The organism is Geodermatophilus sp. URMC 60 (genome assembly GCF_053502585.1).
The window spans coordinates 3,117,616-3,134,246 of record NZ_CP199958.1 but is presented as its reverse complement, the minus strand read 5'-3'; the positions used below and the strand labels follow the sequence as shown (position 1 = coordinate 3,134,246).

The 16,631-nt window shown below is 75.7% G+C and carries 15 protein-coding genes; 8 read left to right on the top strand and 7 right to left on the bottom strand.

What is annotated here, in order from left to right; all coding sequences use genetic code 11:
- Positions 1-168: 168 nt before the first annotated feature.
- From malQ to ACWIX3_RS14890, 5 genes are all read left to right on the top strand, one after another.
- Entirely contained in the window at positions 169-2,061 is a 1,893-nt protein-coding gene (gene malQ / locus ACWIX3_RS14910; RefSeq protein ID WP_448608133.1) for a 4-alpha-glucanotransferase, read from the top strand.
- 1,034 nt (positions 2,062-3,095) lie between these two features.
- The gene (locus ACWIX3_RS14905) at positions 3,096-3,398 is read left to right on the top strand and encodes a hypothetical protein (protein WP_448608132.1); all 303 of its coding nucleotides are present in this window, start codon (positions 3,096-3,098) and stop codon (positions 3,396-3,398) included.
- A 73-nt stretch (positions 3,399-3,471) separates the two neighbouring features.
- Positions 3,472-3,672: a hypothetical protein gene (locus tag ACWIX3_RS14900; protein ID WP_448608131.1), complete on the top strand. Its 201-nt coding sequence runs from the start codon at positions 3,472-3,474 to the stop codon at positions 3,670-3,672.
- A gap of 82 nt (positions 3,673-3,754) precedes the next feature.
- Positions 3,755-4,195 (top strand): hypothetical protein, encoded by a 441-nt coding sequence (locus tag ACWIX3_RS14895; RefSeq protein WP_448608130.1) that lies wholly within the window; start codon positions 3,755-3,757, stop codon positions 4,193-4,195.
- Positions 4,192-4,989 carry a DUF998 domain-containing protein gene (locus ACWIX3_RS14890; protein WP_448608129.1) on the top strand — a complete coding sequence of 266 codons (798 nt, stop codon included), beginning with the start codon at positions 4,192-4,194 and terminating at the stop codon, positions 4,987-4,989. The genes ACWIX3_RS14895 and ACWIX3_RS14890 overlap by 4 nt, the downstream gene beginning before the upstream one ends.
- Positions 4,990-5,073: 84 nt before the next feature.
- Here ACWIX3_RS14890 and ACWIX3_RS14885 read toward each other — a convergent pair whose 3' ends face one another.
- Positions 5,074-6,081 (bottom strand): Acg family FMN-binding oxidoreductase, encoded by a 1,008-nt coding sequence (locus ACWIX3_RS14885; protein WP_448608128.1) that lies wholly within the window; start codon positions 6,079-6,081, stop codon positions 5,074-5,076.
- A gap of 122 nt (positions 6,082-6,203) precedes the next feature.
- Here ACWIX3_RS14885 and ACWIX3_RS14880 point away from each other — a divergent pair, with 122 nt between their 5' ends.
- Complete coding sequence (locus tag ACWIX3_RS14880) at positions 6,204-7,082, top strand: universal stress protein (RefSeq protein ID WP_448608127.1); 879 nt, start codon at positions 6,204-6,206, stop codon at positions 7,080-7,082.
- A gap of 2 nt (positions 7,083-7,084) precedes the next feature.
- On the opposite strand, the gene ACWIX3_RS14875 is transcribed toward ACWIX3_RS14880, so the two are convergent.
- Complete coding sequence (locus ACWIX3_RS14875; RefSeq protein WP_448608126.1) at positions 7,085-8,005, bottom strand: DMT family transporter; 921 nt, start codon at positions 8,003-8,005, stop codon at positions 7,085-7,087.
- Between the two features lie 89 nt (positions 8,006-8,094).
- Positions 8,095-8,841, bottom strand: coding sequence for an SDR family oxidoreductase (locus ACWIX3_RS14870; RefSeq protein WP_448608125.1), 747 nt, complete (start codon positions 8,839-8,841; stop codon positions 8,095-8,097).
- Positions 8,842-8,920: 79 nt separating this feature from the next.
- Between ACWIX3_RS14870 and ACWIX3_RS14865 the strand changes: the two genes are divergently transcribed.
- The gene (locus tag ACWIX3_RS14865) at positions 8,921-10,546 is read left to right on the top strand and encodes a helix-turn-helix domain-containing protein (RefSeq protein ID WP_448608124.1); all 1,626 of its coding nucleotides are present in this window, start codon (positions 8,921-8,923) and stop codon (positions 10,544-10,546) included.
- A 96-nt stretch (positions 10,547-10,642) separates the two neighbouring features.
- Here ACWIX3_RS14865 and ACWIX3_RS14860 read toward each other — a convergent pair whose 3' ends face one another.
- From ACWIX3_RS14860 to ACWIX3_RS14850, 3 genes are all read right to left on the bottom strand, one after another.
- Positions 10,643-11,401, bottom strand: a complete 759-nt coding sequence (locus ACWIX3_RS14860) for an SDR family NAD(P)-dependent oxidoreductase (protein ID WP_448608123.1) — start codon at positions 11,399-11,401, stop codon at positions 10,643-10,645.
- Between the two features lie 82 nt (positions 11,402-11,483).
- The gene (locus ACWIX3_RS14855; RefSeq protein ID WP_448608122.1) at positions 11,484-12,209 is read right to left on the bottom strand and encodes a DUF5995 family protein; all 726 of its coding nucleotides are present in this window, start codon (positions 12,207-12,209) and stop codon (positions 11,484-11,486) included.
- 19 nt (positions 12,210-12,228) lie between these two features.
- Positions 12,229-14,085, bottom strand: coding sequence for a PucR family transcriptional regulator (locus ACWIX3_RS14850; protein WP_448608121.1), 1,857 nt, complete (start codon positions 14,083-14,085; stop codon positions 12,229-12,231).
- Positions 14,086-14,421: 336 nt separating this feature from the next.
- Here ACWIX3_RS14850 and ACWIX3_RS14845 point away from each other — a divergent pair, with 336 nt between their 5' ends.
- A complete protein-coding gene (locus tag ACWIX3_RS14845) occupies positions 14,422-15,459 on the top strand; it encodes a DUF2877 domain-containing protein (RefSeq protein WP_448608120.1) in 1,038 nt (345 codons plus the stop codon).
- A gap of 250 nt (positions 15,460-15,709) precedes the next feature.
- Here the strand turns inward: ACWIX3_RS14845 and hisG are convergent, their stop codons facing one another.
- Positions 15,710-16,576 carry an ATP phosphoribosyltransferase gene (hisG, locus tag ACWIX3_RS14840; protein WP_448608119.1) on the bottom strand — a complete coding sequence of 289 codons (867 nt, stop codon included), beginning with the start codon at positions 16,574-16,576 and terminating at the stop codon, positions 15,710-15,712.
- Positions 16,577-16,631: the final 55 nt, after the last annotated feature.

Sequence of the window (16,631 nt, the reverse complement as noted above, 5' to 3'; positions counted from 1 at the left end):
TGGGCGCCGTCGCCCCGGAGCCTGCTGCGCCGGTCACACGCGTGTCATTCCGGAGCGGCGAACCGTCATGAACCTGTGACCACCGTCATGGGACACCGGAGGCGAGGGAGAGCGGCACCACGCGCGGCCTGCCGTGTGGACGGTGGGTGCGCTGGGGAGTATCGGGGGGTGACGCGCACTCCCACCACCGACGAGTGGGGCATCGACGCCAGCTGGCTCGACGCCCTCGACCAGGAACACCAGGTCGCCGAGGCCACCATCGAGCGGCTGCGCGAGGTGATCGGCACCCCGCCGGCCGACCTCGAGGACCGGGCCCCCATCGTCGCCCGTCCCGGCGACGCGTTGGAGGTGGACGAGGCCGAGGTGACCCTCGAGGACGGCTCCACCCGGCACGTCGACGGCGAACTGCCCGACGACTTCCCGCTCGGCTACCACTGGCTGCAGGCCCCCGGCGGGCCGCGCCGCCGGCTCGTCGTCTCCCCCGGCCGGTGCTGGCTGCCCGACGAGCGCGCCTGGGGCTGGGCGGTGCAGCTGTACGCCACCCGCAGCCGCGGCAGCTGGGGCATCGGCGACCTCGCCGACCTGCGCACCGTCCGCGAGATGGCGGCCGGGCAGGGGGCGGGCTTCGTGCTCATCAACCCGCTGCACGCCGTCGCCCCGACGCCGCAGCAGGAGGCCAGCCCCTACCTGCCGGCCACCCGCCGGTTCCGCAACCCGCTCTACCTGCGGGCCGAGGAGGTGCCCGGCGCGGACGCCGTCGACCTCGACAGCGAGGCCGGGCGTGCGCTGGGCGACGGCGAGCTCATCGACCGCGACGCCATCTGGGCGCGCAAGCGCGAGGTGCTGCGCCGCGTGTTCGACGCCGGCGGCCGCGACGACCCCGCCTTCCCCGACTGGTGGTGGCACCAGGGGCAGAAGCTGCAGGACTGGGCGACCTGGTGCGCCCTGGCCGACGCGCACGGCCCGGACTGGCACGCCTGGCCCGAGGAGCTGCGCGACCCGCGCAGCAGCGCCGTCGGCGACTTCGTCGCCCAGCACGAGCGCGACGTCGCCTTCCACGCCTGGCTGCAGTGGTGCCTGCACCTGCAGCTGGAGCGGGCCACCGAGGGCATGACCGTCATCCAGGACCTGCCGATCGGCGTCGCCGGCGGCGGTGCCGACGCCTGGACCTGGCAGGAGGTCCTGGCCCAGGGAGCGACCGTCGGCGCCCCGCCGGACGCCTTCAACTCGCAGGGCCAGGACTGGGGCTCCCCGCCGCTGGTCCCCTGGAAGCTGCGCGCCGCGGACTACGAGCCGTTCGTCGAGTCGATCCGCGCCACGATGGCCGGCGCCGGCGGGCTGCGCATCGACCACGTCATGGGCCTGTTCCGGCTGTGGTGGGTGCCCTCGGGCGAGAGCGCAGCGGACGGCGCCTACGTGCGCTACCCGGCCGAGGACCTCCTCGACATCGTCGCGCTGGAGAGCCATCGGGCGCAGGCCGTCGTCGTCGGGGAGGACCTGGGCACGGTCGAGGAGGGCGTCCGCGAGGCCATGGCCGAGCACGGCATCCTCAGCTACCGGCTGCTGTGGTTCGAGGACGACGACCCCGCCGAGTGGCCCGACGAGGCGATGGCCGCCATCACCACCCACGACCTGCCCACCGTGACCGGCCTGTGGACCGGGGCGGACGTCGAGGAGCAGCGCGAGCACGGCACCGGGACCGACGAGGAGCTCGAGCGCGGCCGGACGTCGCTGCTGGAGAAGCTGCCGGGCCTGCGGAAGAACGCCAAGCCCGAGACGGCGGTGAAGCGGGCCCACGAGCTGCTGGCCCGGGCGCCGTCGCTGCTGCTCTCGGCGACCCTCGACGACGCCGTCGGCGAGCGTCGCCGGCCGAACATGCCCGGCACCACCGACCGGCCCAACTGGTCGCTGCCGCTGCCGGTGCTCGTGGAGGACCTGCCCGCGCACCGGCTGCTGCAGGAGGTGGCCCGGACGCTGGCCGACGGGGTGGCCCGCACCAGCGACCCGGAGGAGGACGGCCTCGGCGAGCAGCCCGGCGGGGAGGCCCGCGAGGGCGCCTGATCGCCGATCCGCGTCCGGCGCGGTCCCCGGCTCCCGGAGGCCGCGCCGGACGCGTCCCGCCGTGCAGCGATCAGGACCCGGTCCTCGTCGACCAGGCCGGCCGGGTCGCCCACCACCTGGACGCGGTCGGTGCGGTAGACGATCCCGTTGCGGATGGCGTCGCGCGGGACGGCGTACAGCTCCTCCGGCAGCGGCACGTACGCCCACACCTCGGCGCCCGCGGCCGCGTCGAGCCGCCGGACGAGGTCGGCCAGCACGGTTTCGGCGTTCCCGGGGGTCAGCCCGGTGGAGTCGGTGTCCTCGATCTCCAGCAGCGTGACGACGTCGGCGCCCAGTGCCCCGATCGCCGGGACGATCTTGCCGGCCTGCTCCTCGAACTCCTCCGGGCTGTCGGCGCCGCGGCCCGCGCCGCCGAGGGTGAGGAAGTAGTTGAGCACGTCGAACGTGGCGAGCCGGACGTCGCCGCCGACCGGCTCGGGAGCCGCGGTGCGGGCGTCCTGCGGCGCGAACACGCCGTCCGCCGTGCCGTCGGCCGCCTGGAACCGCCACTCGCCGAAACCGTGCCCGAGGACCAGCGGCTCGGTGAACTCCAGGACGTCGCCGACGCGGACCGGGGTGTCCGGGGACAGGTACGGCCGGTCCGTGAGGGACCTCGAGTAGTCGCGGCCGTCGTCGAGCAGGACCCTCCGGGCGGCGTTGTCCGCGGCCACCGCGGCGGCCTCCGGGGTGCCCGGCCGGGCGACCTCGGTCGGCTGGACCAGCACGCCGCCCTCCGACAGGGTCAGCTCGCCGTACCGGGTGAGCGCGAAGACCTCGCTGACGGTCAGCTCGTCAGCGGGCTCGACGAGCATGCCCTCGAGCCGCTCCCGGTCGGCGTCGCCGGCGGGCAGGTCGAGGGTCGCCGGCGCGGCCGGTGCCGTGACCCACGGTGGACACGGTGCGGGCGCGGTCGAGCCGGATCCCCGTTCGCCGCGGGACGCGCTGACCCCACTCCGAGGTCGAACAGGCGTTCGACCTCGTGCGACACTCTGCGCGTGGCTGGCGGCATGCACCCGGGGCGGTCGGGTCGCTCCCTCGGCGAGCGCGCGGCCCGCTCGGGCGTGGGCCCGCCCGAGCCCCCACCGTCGGGCCCGCCGACCCGGCAGGACCGGGCGCGCGGCCGGCACTGCTGGGTGCACGACCCGCCCGGCGCCCCTGGCGTGTGGCCGGGGCTGCTCGTGGAGTGGCGGCAGGACGAGGGCGGCTGGTCGGGCCGGGTCACCTACGCCGTCGCCGGGCCGCAGGGCACCGTGCTCGTCGAGGCATGGGTCCCCGCCGCCCTCCTCGAGCAACGCTGATCACGGGTTACCGCCGTCCCCCGGTGGCTATGGCCTCTCCCGACGCACCATCCCCGACGAAGTGGAGAGACCCGTGAGCGAGCCCGACCGTCCGAACCTCGACGACGTGATGGACACGACGGAGTCCGCCCCGCGCGATCGCCAGGAGCACGCCGGGGGCTACGCGCGGCCCAACGACGACGAGCTGCAGCACCGCACCGAGCAGGAGCGGCAGATGGTGGACGCCGACGACGCCGACCCCACGGGCGCCGACGTCCACTCCGCCACTGATTGACCCGTCGGCCTACCGGCCGACACCGCGGCCAGGTGCCGTCCCCGGCCGGCGCCGAGCCGTCCCCCTGCTCGAGGAGGTCCGGATGACCCGCCTGGGGCCGGGGGACGTCGCCTGCTGGGTGCTGAAGTCCACCCGCCGACCGGAGCTGGTCGAGCCCGGCTGGCGGGTGGGCACGACGCGCGAGCTGACCCGCTGCGTGCGGCGCTCCTACCGGCTGGACCTCCTGCGCCCCGGCCAGCCGTGCCTGCTGTGGGTCAGCGGCCGGACCGACCCGGGCGTGCACGCGCTCGGCGAGGTCACCGGCGGGGTCGAGGAGCGCGACGGCGGGCCCGTCGTCCCCGTCCGCCTCACCCGGCTGCCCGCCCCGGTCGCCCGCGCCGACCTGCTGGCCGACCCGGCCGCCCACGACGCCGAGGTGCTGCGGATGCCGGCCGGCAGCAACCCGTCCTGGCTGTCCCCGCACCAGTACGCCGCCGTCCTCGCGCACCTGCCCCCGCGCCCGGACGCCACGCTGGGACCATGACCGGTGTGACTCCCACCCGGTACCGATGGGGCGCGATCGCCTGGCTGCTCACGTTGCAGTTCTTCGTCGTCCAGACCGTCGTCTCGGTGCAGACCGGCGGCTCGTACGACCACGCCGACGACCTCATCAGCGACCTGGGGTCACCGGCCTCCGCGGCGCCGCTGCTCATGAACGCCTCGTTCGTCGTCCAGGGCCTGCTCATCGGCGCCGGCGCGGTCCTGCTGCGTCCCGCGCTGGCCGGTCTCGGTGGCCGGCTGGTGCCCCCCTTCCTCACCGCGGCCGCGGTCGGTGTCGTCCTCGTCGGGCTCTTCCCGCTCGGCAGCCAGGACGACCTGCACCAGGCCGGCGCCGGGCTGCACTTCGTCGGCGGCGGGCTCGCGCTGCTCGCGCTGGCCTACGCCGTCCGGCCGCGCTCGGAGGTCCTGGGGACGGCGCTGGCGCTGCTGGGCCTGCTGAGCGCCGCGATGACGGTCTTCTTCGCCCTCGGCATCACCTCGTTCCTCGGCGAGGGGGGCACCGAGCGGGCCTCGGCATACCCCATCCCGATCGGGTTGGCGCTCGCCGGCGCCGGGCTGTGGGCGCTCAGCCGGCGCCCGGAGGCCGAGTCGCGGCCGTCCCGTCGCGAACTCCGCGCCCAGGAGCGGGCCGAGCGCGCCGAGCGGGCCCGTGAGCGCGACGCCGTCCTGGAGGCCGCGGCCGGGCAGCCCGGGCCCGCCCGGTCGGAGACGGACGGCGAGCCCGACGACGACTTCGACCCGGAGGACCCCTGGGCCACCTCCCGGCGCCGCGACTGAGGGAGGAGACCACCCTCCCCCCACGCCTCGCATGCTCGGCGCGGGCCCCTGGAGGATGGCCGCCCACCCTTCAGGGTCCGCCCGTCACCTCGCCGGCTCGAACCGCAGCACGTCGCTGACCGGACGCCGTCCCGAGACGGCACCGCCCGACGTCGACGGATAGCCCATCCGCAGCAGCATCTGCGGATAGCCGATCAGCGAGAGCCGGGCGCGCATCCGCGTGCGGGTGGCCGGCCAGTCCAGCGCCTGGGTCAGCGGCGAGGCGGCCAGCCCCTCCGTGGTGACGGTCAGCAGCAGCCGGCCCATCGCCCGGCCGGCCAGCAGCCACGCCGTCCGGTCGTCGCCGTCGGTCCCCAGCAGGAGGACGGTCGGCCGCTCCACCTCCGGCGGGGGCGCCGTCGGGTCGCCCGCGGGGAGGAAGTCGTGCGGCGCGCGGCTGCCGGCGACGAAGTCGCGGACCAGCCAGTTCGAGGGCCGGGCGCCCGGGTCGTCCTCCGGGACGGCGCCGACCGGGATGCCGTCCACGGCCGCCGGGTCGGTGCGCAGCCACCGCTCCAGCTCGGCGAGGTACCCGGGGTCGCTGCGCTCGAGCTCCTCGGCGCGGGAGACGAGGAAGGCGGTGGCGACCTCCTCGTCGGAGCCGGTGACCGTCTTGACCCAGACCCCGAGCGGCCCGGCGTCGGCCCGGATGCGCTCGAGCACCCCCTCCGGGACGGCGCGCGGCAGGAAGGGCGCCCGCTCGGTGTGCCGCCGGTCGATCGCATCGGCCAGGGCGGTGTCCCCGGGCGCGACCTCACGCGGCGCCCCGGCGCGCACGGTGGCCAGGTGGTCGGGGTCCTCCGGGGTGGGCAGCAGCTCGATCTCCGCCTCGACGCCGACCGCACGCAGCGCGACGGCGGCGAACTCGGCGGCCACGCCGCAGCTGATGACCTGCTGGCGGCCGGTCGGGTCCAACACCGGCAGCGCCCGCTCGTGGTCGCGGTGCAGCTCCAGCCGGTCTCCGGCGGCGGTGAACCGCCAGGGCTGGGTGTTGTGCACCGACGGCGCCCGGATGGCCGCCGCCACCACCGCCGTCCACTGCTGCTCGTCCACGGCCGCTCCTCACCACACCGGGGCACGGGCGCCCCGGGACCTCCTGCCCAGCCCGTCCGGGCCGCAGGCCGACGGTAGCGGGCCCCTCCCGGGAACGGCCGGGTCGGAGGACGATGCGCGCCATGAGCGCACCCGACACCGGTGTCCGCAGCCTGCGCGTCCTGGTCGGCTACGACGGTTCGCCCAGCGCGGTGAACGCGATCGAGGCGGCCGCCACGCTCCTGCCCTCGGCCACCGCCTCGATCCTGAACCTGTGGGAGCCGCCGTTCACCTCCCCCGAGCTGCGGCACCGCGTCATGGAGCGCGCCGCCAACGCCGAGGCGCTGGGCCAGCTGGTGGAGAACGAGGGACACGCCGAAGCCGAGCGACTGGCCCGCACCGGAGTGAAGCTCGCCAAGGCCGACGGCTGGGACGCCGAGCCGCTGGTCAAACGCACTTACGGCGGCGACGGCTACGCGTTCGCCCGCACCGCCGAGGCGATCGACGCCGACCTCATGGTCGTCGGCTCACGCGGCATGAGCGGCATGCGCGCCTCCATGGGCAGCGTCTCGGAACTGGTCGTGCACGTCAGCCCCGTGCCGGTGCTCGTCGTCCCGCACCCGCTGACCACGGTCGAGTGGACGGCGGTCGAGTCCGGGCCGGTCGTCATCGGCACCGACGGCTCGGAGGACGCCCTGCGGGCCCTCACCGCGGCGACCACGCTCCTCCCCCACCGGCGGCGGCTGCTGGTCGCCGTCGAGGAGTCCGAGGGCTCCCCCGCCCCGTCGCCGGTCGAGGGCACCGAGCTGGTCACCGTCCGCTGCCCACGGCGGGCCGGCCGGCCGCGGGCCACCGCGGCGACCCTCGCCGACGAGGCCGCCCGCCGCGGCGCCGCGGTGGTGACCGTGGGCAGCCGCGGACGCGGGGGCGCCCGCGACACCCTCGTCGGGCACGTGGCGCGCGCGCTCCTGCACTCCGCGCACCGGCCGGTGCTGGTCGTCCCGACCCGCCGGGCCGGCTGAGCTCAGGCGCTCGCGGCGGCCCGCTGCACCTCCGGGTCGGGCCGCCGCACCGCCGGGTGCCGGCGGGAGAGCGCCACGCCGGCCAGGCAGACCGCGCCGCCGACCACGGCCATCGCCGGCGGCACCTCGTCGAGCAGCAGCCAGCCCATCAGCACGACCAGCGGCGGCACGAGATAGGTGGTCACGCCCAGCCGCCCGGCGTCGGTGCGGGCGAGGGCGTAGGCCCACGTGCTGAAGGCCAGCGCGGTCGGCACCACGCCGAGGTAGACCAGGCCGGCCACCGACCCGGGTGAGGCCGCGCCCAGCTCCGCGACCAGCGACCCGGCCCAGGGCAGGCAGCACAGCGCCCCGACCGCGCACGCCGTGGCCGTCACCTGCAACGGGGGCAGCCGGCGCAGCACCGGCTTCTGCGCGACGACCCCGGTGGCGTAGGTGACCGCGGCCACCAGGCAGAGCACCACACCGAGCAGGTCGGCCTCGGCGCCGCGGGTGGCCAGGCCGATGAGCAGCACCCCGGCGAAGGCGACCGCCAGGCCGGCGACCAGCCACCGCGGGAAGCCCTCGCCCAGCCACAGCCCGGCGAACACGGCGATGAGGATCGGCCCGACGTTGACCAGCATCGCCGTCGTCCCGGCGTCCAGGTGCTGCTCGGCCGCGTTGAGCGCCACGTTGTAGACGCCGAACCAGCCGATCCCGCAGACCGCGAGCAGTCCCCACTCCCGCCGGGTGGGCGCCACCCACGGCCGGCCGGCCGCCACGAGCAGCAGGCCGAGCACCGCGGTGCCGACCAGCAGCCGGCCCAGCGCCAGCGCCCCCGGCGAGAGGTCGGCCCCCACGGCGCGGATGCCGACGAACGCCGACGCCCACGCCAGCACGGTGACGGCGACGGCGGCGAGCACGAGGACGGCCGGACGGCGGGGCACGCAGCGACCCTAGGGCGGCGCCCCGCCCCGCCACCGGCGGTTTCCGGACGCCGTCCTCCCCCTTGCGGAGACGGGCAGGAGTGCTGCGGTCAGGGGCGCAGGTGCTCGCCGTAGGTGCGCCGCCCGCGCGCGCCGCCGGTCGGCAGCGCGCCGCCGTCACGGATCGCGGCCGACAGCCGCCCGGGCACCGGAGTGGCGACGACGTGGGCGTTGGGCTCGCGGGCCGCGGCCCACGCCCGCGCGACCTCCGCCGCGGTCAGCGCCTCGGGTCCGCCGTACTCGACGACGCCCTCGGCCGGCGCAGCGAGCGCCACCTCCGCGGAGTGCGCGGCGGCCTCCGCGACGTCCACCGGCTGCAGCCGCCAGCCCATCGGCACCGGCAGCACCGGGCCGCGCCGGGCGGTGGCCAGCAGCTGGTCGACGAAGTCGTGGAACTGGGTGATCCGCAGCAGCGTCACCGGCAGCCCCGACGCCAACAGCACCTGCTCGGCGGCGTACTTGGCGTGGTAGTAGCCGTAGGGGATGCGGTCGACGCCGACGATCGAGACGAACACCAGGTGCCGCAGCCGGTCCCGCTCCACCGCCTGCACCAGCCGCCGCGTGCCGGCGACGTCGGCCTCCCAGTAGTCCCCCCGCGCGTCACTCGCCGCGTGCACGACGACCTCCGCGCCCGCCAGCGCCGTCGGCAGGTCGCGGCCGGTCGCCAGGTCGCCGCGCACCCCGCCCGGGCCGGTCCCCCGCCGCGACATCTGTCGCACGCGATGGCCACCGTCCTGCAGGCGCTCGACGACCAGCCGGCCGAGCCGCCCCGTCCCCCCTGTCACCAGAACGTCCATGAGCGGCAGTCTGGCCGGACCGTTCCGTCCCGGCGCGGCGGACCTGCGGCATATCACAGACGAGATACCGTGACCGCTCGTGACGGCCACCGAACCGACCACCGACATCGCATCAACCCCCGAGCACGAGTCCAGCGCCGACACCCGCGCGCACGAGTCCAGCGCCGACACCCGCGCGCACGAGTCCAGCGCCATGCAGCGCATCGGCATGCTCGTCCGCGACGCCCGCCGGCACCGCGGGCTGACCCAGCAGCAGCTCGCCGAGCGCCTGGGCACCAGCCAGAGCGCCGTCGCCCGGATCGAGCAGGGCGGGCAGAACCTCACCCTCGAGCTGCTCGGCCGGCTCTCCGAGGCCCTCGAGCGCGAGCTGTTCAGCGTCGGCCCGTCCGGACCCACCCACCTGCGGGTCACCGGCGGCGTGCCGCTGCGCGGCAGCGTCGTCGTCAAGTCCTCGAAGAACGCCGCCGTGGCGCTGCTGTGCGCGGCGCTGCTCAACCGCGGCCGGACGACGTTGCGCAACGTCGCCCGCATCGTCGAGGTGGACCGGATCCTCGACGTGCTGCGCTCGATCGGCGTCTCGGCGACCTGGGACGAGGCCGGCCGCGATCTCACCCTCGTCGTCCCGGACGAGCTCGACCTCGCCGGGATCGACGCCGACGCCGCCCGCCGCACCCGCAGCATCATCATGTTCCTCGGGCCGCTGCTGCACCGGGCACCGTCGTTCGACCTGCCCTACGCGGGCGGCTGCGACCTCGGCACCCGCACCGTCGAGCCGCACATGATCGCGCTGCGCCCCTTCGGGCTGGAGGTCGAGGCCCGCGGCGGCAGCTACCACGCCGCGGTCACCGCTCCCGGCACGGCCGACCGCACCATCGTGCTCACCGAACGCGGTGACACGGTCACCGAGAACGCGCTGCTGGCCGCGGCCCGCACCGACGGGACGACGACCATCCGAAACGCCAGCTCCAACTACATGGTCCAGGACCTCTGCCTGTACCTGCAGCTGCTCGGCGTCGGCATCGAGGGGCTGGGCACCACGACCCTCGTCGTCCACGGGCGGCCGGTGCTCGACGCCGACGTCGACTACACGATCAGCGAGGACCCGGTGGAGGCCATGAGCCTGCTGACCGCCGGCATCGTCACCGACTCCGAGCTGACCGTGTGCCGGGCGCCGATCGAGTTCCTCGAGGTGGAGCTGGCCACCCTCGCCGAGATGGGGCTGCGCTACAGCCTCTCGCCGGAGTACCTAGCCGCCAACGGGCACACCCGGCTGGTCGACGTCACCATCTCGCCGTCGCAGCTCAAGGCGCCGATCGACAAGATCCACCCGATGCCGTTCCCCGGCCTCAACATCGACAACCTGCCGTTCTTCGCCGTCATCGCGGCGGCGGCGACCGGGTCGACGCTGATCCACGACTGGGTCTACGACAACCGGGCGATCCACCTCTCCGACCTGACCCGGCTGGGCGCCGACGTCCGGCTGCTCGACCCGCACCGCGTGCTGGTGACCGGCCCGACGCACTGGTCGAGCGCCGAGGTGGTCTGCCCGCCGGCGCTGCGTCCGGCGGTGTGCATCCTGCTGGCGATGCTCGCGGCCAAGGGGACGTCGGTGCTCCGCAACGTCGACATCATCGCCCGCGGCTACGAGCAGCTCTACGAGCGGTTGGTGGAGATGGGCGCCCGCATCGAGGTCTTCCACGACTGAGCAAGCGCCCCCTGCTCCCCCGCACGCTCGGGGAGGCCCTGGAGGGGGCGAGCGTCGAGGAGGGCCGCTGACCCACTGCCGCGCCGGCCGATCCGATCAGCGCTCCTGGTCGGTGGGGCGCACCAGCACCTCGTTGACCGCCACGTGGGCCGGTTGGGAGACCACGTAGACGATCGCGCGGGCGATGTCCTCGGCGTGCAGCGCGCGCATGCTCGTGTACATCTGCACCGACGCCGCCCTGGCCTCGGGCTGGGTGATGTGGTCGGTCAGCTCGGTGCTGACGGCGCCGGGCTCGACCAGCGAGATGCGCACGCCCTTCGTCGTCACCTCCTGGCGCAGTGACTCGCTGAAGGCGTTCACCGCCCACTTCGAGGCGTTGTAGACACCGGCGCCCTTGCGTGCCTGGCGGCCGGCGACGCTGGAGATGTTGACGACGTCCCCCGAGCCCTGCTCCACCATGCCCTCGATCGCCGCGTGGGTCATGTACATGAGGCCGAGGACGTTGGTGGACAGCATCCGCCGCCAGTCCTCGGTGTCGGCGCCGACGATCGTGCCCAGCAGCATCACGCCGGCGTTGTTGACCAGCACGTCGAGGCCGCCAAGCTCGCTGCGGGTGCGGGCGACGGCGTCCCGGCAGGACGCCTCGTCGGTGACGTCGAGGTCGAGGGTGGCGACCTTCGCGCCGGCATCGGAGAGCCGCGCGGCGAGGCCGTCGAGCCGGTCGCGGCGACGGGCGCCGATCGCCACGGACGCGCCGGCCTCGGCCAGTGCGACGGCGGTGGCCTCGCCGATCCCCGACGACGCGCCGGTGACCAGCGCGACCCTGCCGGACAGCGGACGAGCGACCTCGCTCATGCAGACACCTCCTCGAGCGGCCACCGGGCGCGGCCGTCGTCCCAGCCTCGCCGATGCCGCCCGGCCCGGCGCGCCGAGGCGGTCAGTCGATGGTGACGCCGAAGCCGCGGACGGCCAGCCGCACCAGCACCGGGCCGGGGCGCAGCAGGTCGTCGACCCGCGCCGTGGAGGCGGCCTCCAGGTCGGCCAGCCGGGCCGCGGCGGCGTCCGGGCCGGCGCGGCGGGCGCGGTCGAGTGCGGCCGCGTTGGCCCACACCTTGCGCCGGGACTCACGCAGGAACACCCGGCTGGCGGTGCGGTTCACCGGGGCCAGCAGCCGGTCCAGCCGCGTCCGCCGTCCCCCGGCGCGGTGCAGCTCGCCGTCCTCGGCGGCGACCCGGGAGGCGAGCACCCGGTCGATCCGCTCGTGGTCGCGCCCGCGCATCGCCAGCATCGCGGGGGTGTCGAACTCGGCCGGCGGGATGACCCGCACCAGCGACTGCGGCAGGTCGTAGTTGATGTGCGCGTTCACGCCCAGGAGCACGTGGGCCTCCGGCGGCAGGTCCGGCCGGGCGCCGAAGGCGTGCCGCCACGGCCGGGGCGCCGACGCCGGGTCGCGGCGGTGGGCGTCCAGGGCGTCGAGGTAGAGGCCGGCGAAGTCGACGTCCCACTCCTCGACCCAGGCCGGGTCCTCGAAGTCGCCCGCGTCGATCGCCGCTCCGACGGCGACCGTCGTCCGCAGGTACACGCCGAGGAAGAAGCGCGCGGGGTCGCCGTCGGCCTCCAGCGACGCCAGCAACTCCCCCATGCGCACGACCAGCGCCGCCACGCTCCTCCCCACGGCGCGCTCAGACCAGCGCGTCGAGGCCGTCGTCCGGGGGAAGCGTCATCGCGGCGTCCACCGGCGGGCGGTGCGGCTGGTCCAGACCTCGCATCCGCGCCGCGTGCAGCGCCAGCAGCAGGTTCAGCCGCAGCGTCGGGTCGGTGGTGAAGGGCCCGAGCAGCCGCTCGAGCTTGCCGATCCGGTAGCGCATCGTGTTGTAGTGGAAGTGCAGCCGACGGGCGGACTCCGCGACGTTGAGGTTGGTCTCCAGCAGCACCCGCAGCGTCTCCCGCAGGTCCGCGGAGTCGGGGTCGGCGGCGTCGGCGAGCGTCCCCAGCACCTCGTCGACGTAGTTGCGCAGCTCGGTGCTGTCCGGGATCAGCGACAGCAGCCGGAAGACGCCCAGCTGGTCGAAGTGGGTGACCGCCTGCGACCCGTGGATCTCCTGCCCGACGCCCAGGGCCCGGGAGGCCTGCTGGTGCGCCTCGCCCAGCGCGGACAGCGAGCCCGCCGGGCGGCCGATGCCGGTGCCGAGCACCCGTCCGACGCGGCGCACCCGCGCGTTGACCCGCCCGGTCACCGCGGTCACCAGCGAGGTGATCTCCTCCGGCGTCCGCCCGTCGAGCGGCAGCACGGTGACGATCTCCGTGGACAGCCCGGCCACCGCCGCGCCGGAGACCTCGGTCTCCAGCGCGGCGCGCCAGCCGTCGGCCAGCCGGTCGAGGACGTCGAGGGCACGGGTGGGGTCGGCCTGGGGGTCGGCGGCGGTCTCGGTGGCGGTCACCAGGACGACGACCGGGCCGTCGAGCCGCCAGCCGAAGGAGCGGGTCTGGGCCAGCGCGCGCTCGGTGTGCCGCAGCGACCCGGCCACCAGCCGGCGCACCAGGTCGCCCTGGAAGCGCAGCTCGACCGAGTGCACCGCCTGCTGGCGGATGACCGAGAGCGCCGAGACGACCGCCGCCCGCTCCAGCACCGCACCGGCGCCGACCAGCATCGGCCCGCTGCGGTGGACGGCGACCAGCCAGCCGTGCCTCTGGTCGCCGGCCATGATCGGGGCCACCGCGTACTCCCCCACCCCGCCGGGCAGCTCGTGGTGCCCGGGGACGAGCAGGATGCCGTCGGCCGGGGAGAGGTCGGCGTCGGCGAGGACGTCGGCCGGGGTGACGACGATCTGGTCGGCGCGCAGGCCCGAGAGCCGGCGGGACGGCGCCATCATCGCCATCTCGTCCTCGGCCTCGGCGTCGAGCAGCCACAGCCAGTCGCTGATCTCGGCGACGTCATCGGCCGGGCCGGCGCTGGTGACGATCTCGCGGTCCGGCCCCAGGCCCAGGACGGCGGCCCCCTCCAGGGACTCCGCGAGCTGCTCGGTGACCTCGGCCAGCCCACCGCCGCTGAGGGCGACGTCGATGAACTGGTCGTGCATGCGGGTGGAGAGGGCCAGCGCCTCGCTCTGCTTCTCGACGACGGCGCCGAGCACCTCGGAGACGACCTCACCCGTCCGCACCGCCGCAGGCAGGGCGAGCACCGGCAGCGCCCGGCGGTCGGCCTCGGCGAGCACGTCGGCGGGCACCGGCGGGGGTCCCTCGGCCCGGCGGTAGGCCAACGCCGTGGTGCCCATGGAGTCCAGCCGCTCCACCAGGGCGCGGCAGTTGGCGGCGTCGGCCGGCGGCAGGCGGGCGCCGAGGACGACGAGGACGTCGGGACCGGCCACGGCCAGCGGGTCGGCGGGGTCGTCGACCACCATGTAGCGGACGACCCGGTCCAGGCCGCCCCTCCCGGCGACCACCTCGGTGCCCGCCAGGCCGGGCAGCCGCAGCGCCTCGGCCAGGGTCAGGCCCATGCGCTCCTGCCAGCTCGGCCGTTCGCCGCGGCTCTCGGTCACGGGCGCCTCCGCTGCTGACAGGTGACGCCGGGACGAAATCATGCCCTCACCCAGCGTGGGGACGACGAAGGAGGCTTCACCCTGGGTCACGACACTCACTCTTCCAGTTGCCGATGCACATGCTCATGCCACAGCACCCTGTCAGGAGTGCCTTGACCTGCCACCCCATTCTTGGCGACTTCCGCCATACTTGGGCGTGCGACGCGCCGCATAGGTTCGAGACCCGGTTCCACTCCGCCCGGTGGATGGTAGGCCGGTTCCCGCCAGGGTGCCGTCCAGCCCCCTCCAGCGGGTGGACGGGCCCGGGCGGGGGGTCCCGAGCCGACGGTGCCTCCCGTGGTCTTCCAGCGTGAAGAGGTCGCCATGCGCACCATCGACGAGACCGCAGGCCCGGGCGGGAGCCGCCCCGGGGCTCCGACCGCCCCGCGTGGCCGCGCCGCGCGGGCCGGACTACCGACCATCCCGCTGCCGCGCGAGTCCGCCCAGGCCACCGCGCGCACCGCTCCCCCCGCCCGTGCCGCCACCGCCGTGCCCGCCTCGGCGAGCACTGGTGTCGCCGACCTCCTGCGCGGCCCGGTCCGCCCGGCGCGCGTCCTGCTCAGCGTGCCCGCCGCCGTCTACCTGCAGGTGTCCACCGACCGCGGTGGGGACGTCGTCGGGGTGCTCACCAGCGACGCCGCCCGGCTGCCGCTGGCCTGCGTGCTGTTCCGCCCCAGCAACGGCCGCCCGCTGGTGGCGCTGCCGCCCGACGCCCCGGCCGAGGTCGGCGGCGGACGCATCGTCGTGGGCGACCTCGCCGTCAGCGCCGCCGCCTGGTGGGACCCCCGTCCCCGGCTGCCCCGCCCCCGTCCGGCCCTGCTGCCCGAGGGCGTGCGCCAGCTGCGCAACGCCCTCTACGGGGAGGGCGTCCCGCACAGCGCGTTCACCCTCCCCGGCCTGCCGGCCGGTCCCGGTGGCCCGCTGGCCGCCCTGCGCGGCGCGGTCCGCCGGGCCGACCTCGACGCCGCGCTGCGGACCGCCACGCGACTGATCGGCCTGGGCCCGGGGCTCACCCCGGCCGGGGACGACGTGATGGCCGGCACGATGGCCGGACTGGTGCTGCTGGGGCACCCCGCCGCCGAGCGGTTCGCCGCCGCGGTCTCCGCCCTGGCCGCCGGCCGGACGACGGAGCTGTCGCGGGCGCTGCTGCGGCACGCGTCTGCCGGCCGGGTGAGCGCCGAGTACGCCGCGGTGCTGCACGGGCTGGTCGGCGAGCGTCCGCTGGCCCCGGCGATCGACGGCCTGCTGGCGACCGGCGCCACCAGCGGCCGGGCGATGGCACTGGGGCTGTGCACCGCGATCGACCTGGTCGACCGGACCATGCGCGTCCGCTGACGGAGACCTCCGTCCTCGCCGCTCGCACGCTCGCGGCGAGCCTCCGGAGGGAGCCATCCGGCGGAACGAGCGAGAGCCCCCGTCCACCCCGGACGGGGGCTCTCGCACGTCAGGCAGGCGAGGACGGCACGTGGCGGGGGTGGACCGATCGCGGGCGCCCGGGGGGGTCTCCCGATCGGGACACGGGCTGCGGCTGAGCGGCGGCCGGGGACGGCACGTGGGGGCGGTGCGGTCCGGTAGGACCGCAGTGTCACAGCCGGCAGGCGTGGATGCTGGTGACGAGGATGGCGCGGGCACCGAGCTCCCACAGCTCGTCCATCACCCGGTTGGTCTCGTGCTGCGCGACCATCGCCCGCACCGCCGACCAGCCCTCGGTCTGCAGCGGGCTGACCGTCGGCCCCTCGAGACCGGGGGTCAGGGCGGTCGCCTTCTCCAGCAGGTCGTTCGGGCAGTCGTAGTCGAGCATCACGTACTGCCGGGCCACCAGGACACCGCGCAGCCGGCGGCGCAGCTGGGCGACCGCGGGGATCTCCTCGGCGCCGGACCGCCGCACCAGGATGGCCTCGCTGGTGAGCACCGGTTCGCCGATGATGTGCAGCCCGGCCGCGCGCAGCGTCGTCCCGGTCTCGACCACGTCGCAGACGGCCTCGGCGACGCCGAGCCGACAGGCGGTCTCCACGGCGCCGTCGAGCTTGACCACCGAGGCGGCGATGCCCTGCTCGTCGAGGTAGCGCTGCAGCAGCACCGGATAGGCCGTGGCGATCCGCTTGCCGGCGAGTTGCTCGACGCTCTCGATGCCGGACTCCAGCGGCGAGGCGAACCGGAAGGAGGAGCGGCCGAAGCCCAGCGGCATGACCTCCACCGCCGCGGCGCCCTCGCCGACGGCCGGCGCGGTCTCGAGCAGCATGTCCCGGCCGGTGATGCCGACGTCCAGCGTGCCGGCGGCGACGTACACGGCGATGTCGCGAGGCCGCAGGTAGAAGAACTCGGTGTCGCTGTCGGGGTCGTAGACAGCGAGGTCCTTGGTGCTGCGGCGCTGCCGGTAGCCGCTCTCGGCGAGCATGGCGGCCGCGGGCTCGCTCAGGACGCCCTTGTTGGGCACGGCGATGCGCAGCACGGAGGACTCTCCTTCGGTGTCGGTGTCGGTGTCGGTGTTCGGCCCGCCTGCAGGG

Coding starts and splice junctions, on each gene's coding strand:
- ACWIX3_RS14890 (WP_448608129.1), top strand. CDS start 4,192: ATGACCGGTGTGACTCCCACCCGGTACCGATGGGGCGCGATCGCCTGG.
- ACWIX3_RS14880 (WP_448608127.1), top strand. CDS start 6,204: ATGAGCGCACCCGACACCGGTGTCCGCAGCCTGCGCGTCCTGGTCGGC.
- ACWIX3_RS14895 (WP_448608130.1), top strand. CDS start 3,755: ATGACCCGCCTGGGGCCGGGGGACGTCGCCTGCTGGGTGCTGAAGTCC.
- ACWIX3_RS14870 (WP_448608125.1), bottom strand. CDS start 8,841: ATGGACGTTCTGGTGACAGGGGGGACGGGGCGGCTCGGCCGGCTGGTC.
- ACWIX3_RS14860 (WP_448608123.1), bottom strand. CDS start 11,401: ATGAGCGAGGTCGCTCGTCCGCTGTCCGGCAGGGTCGCGCTGGTCACC.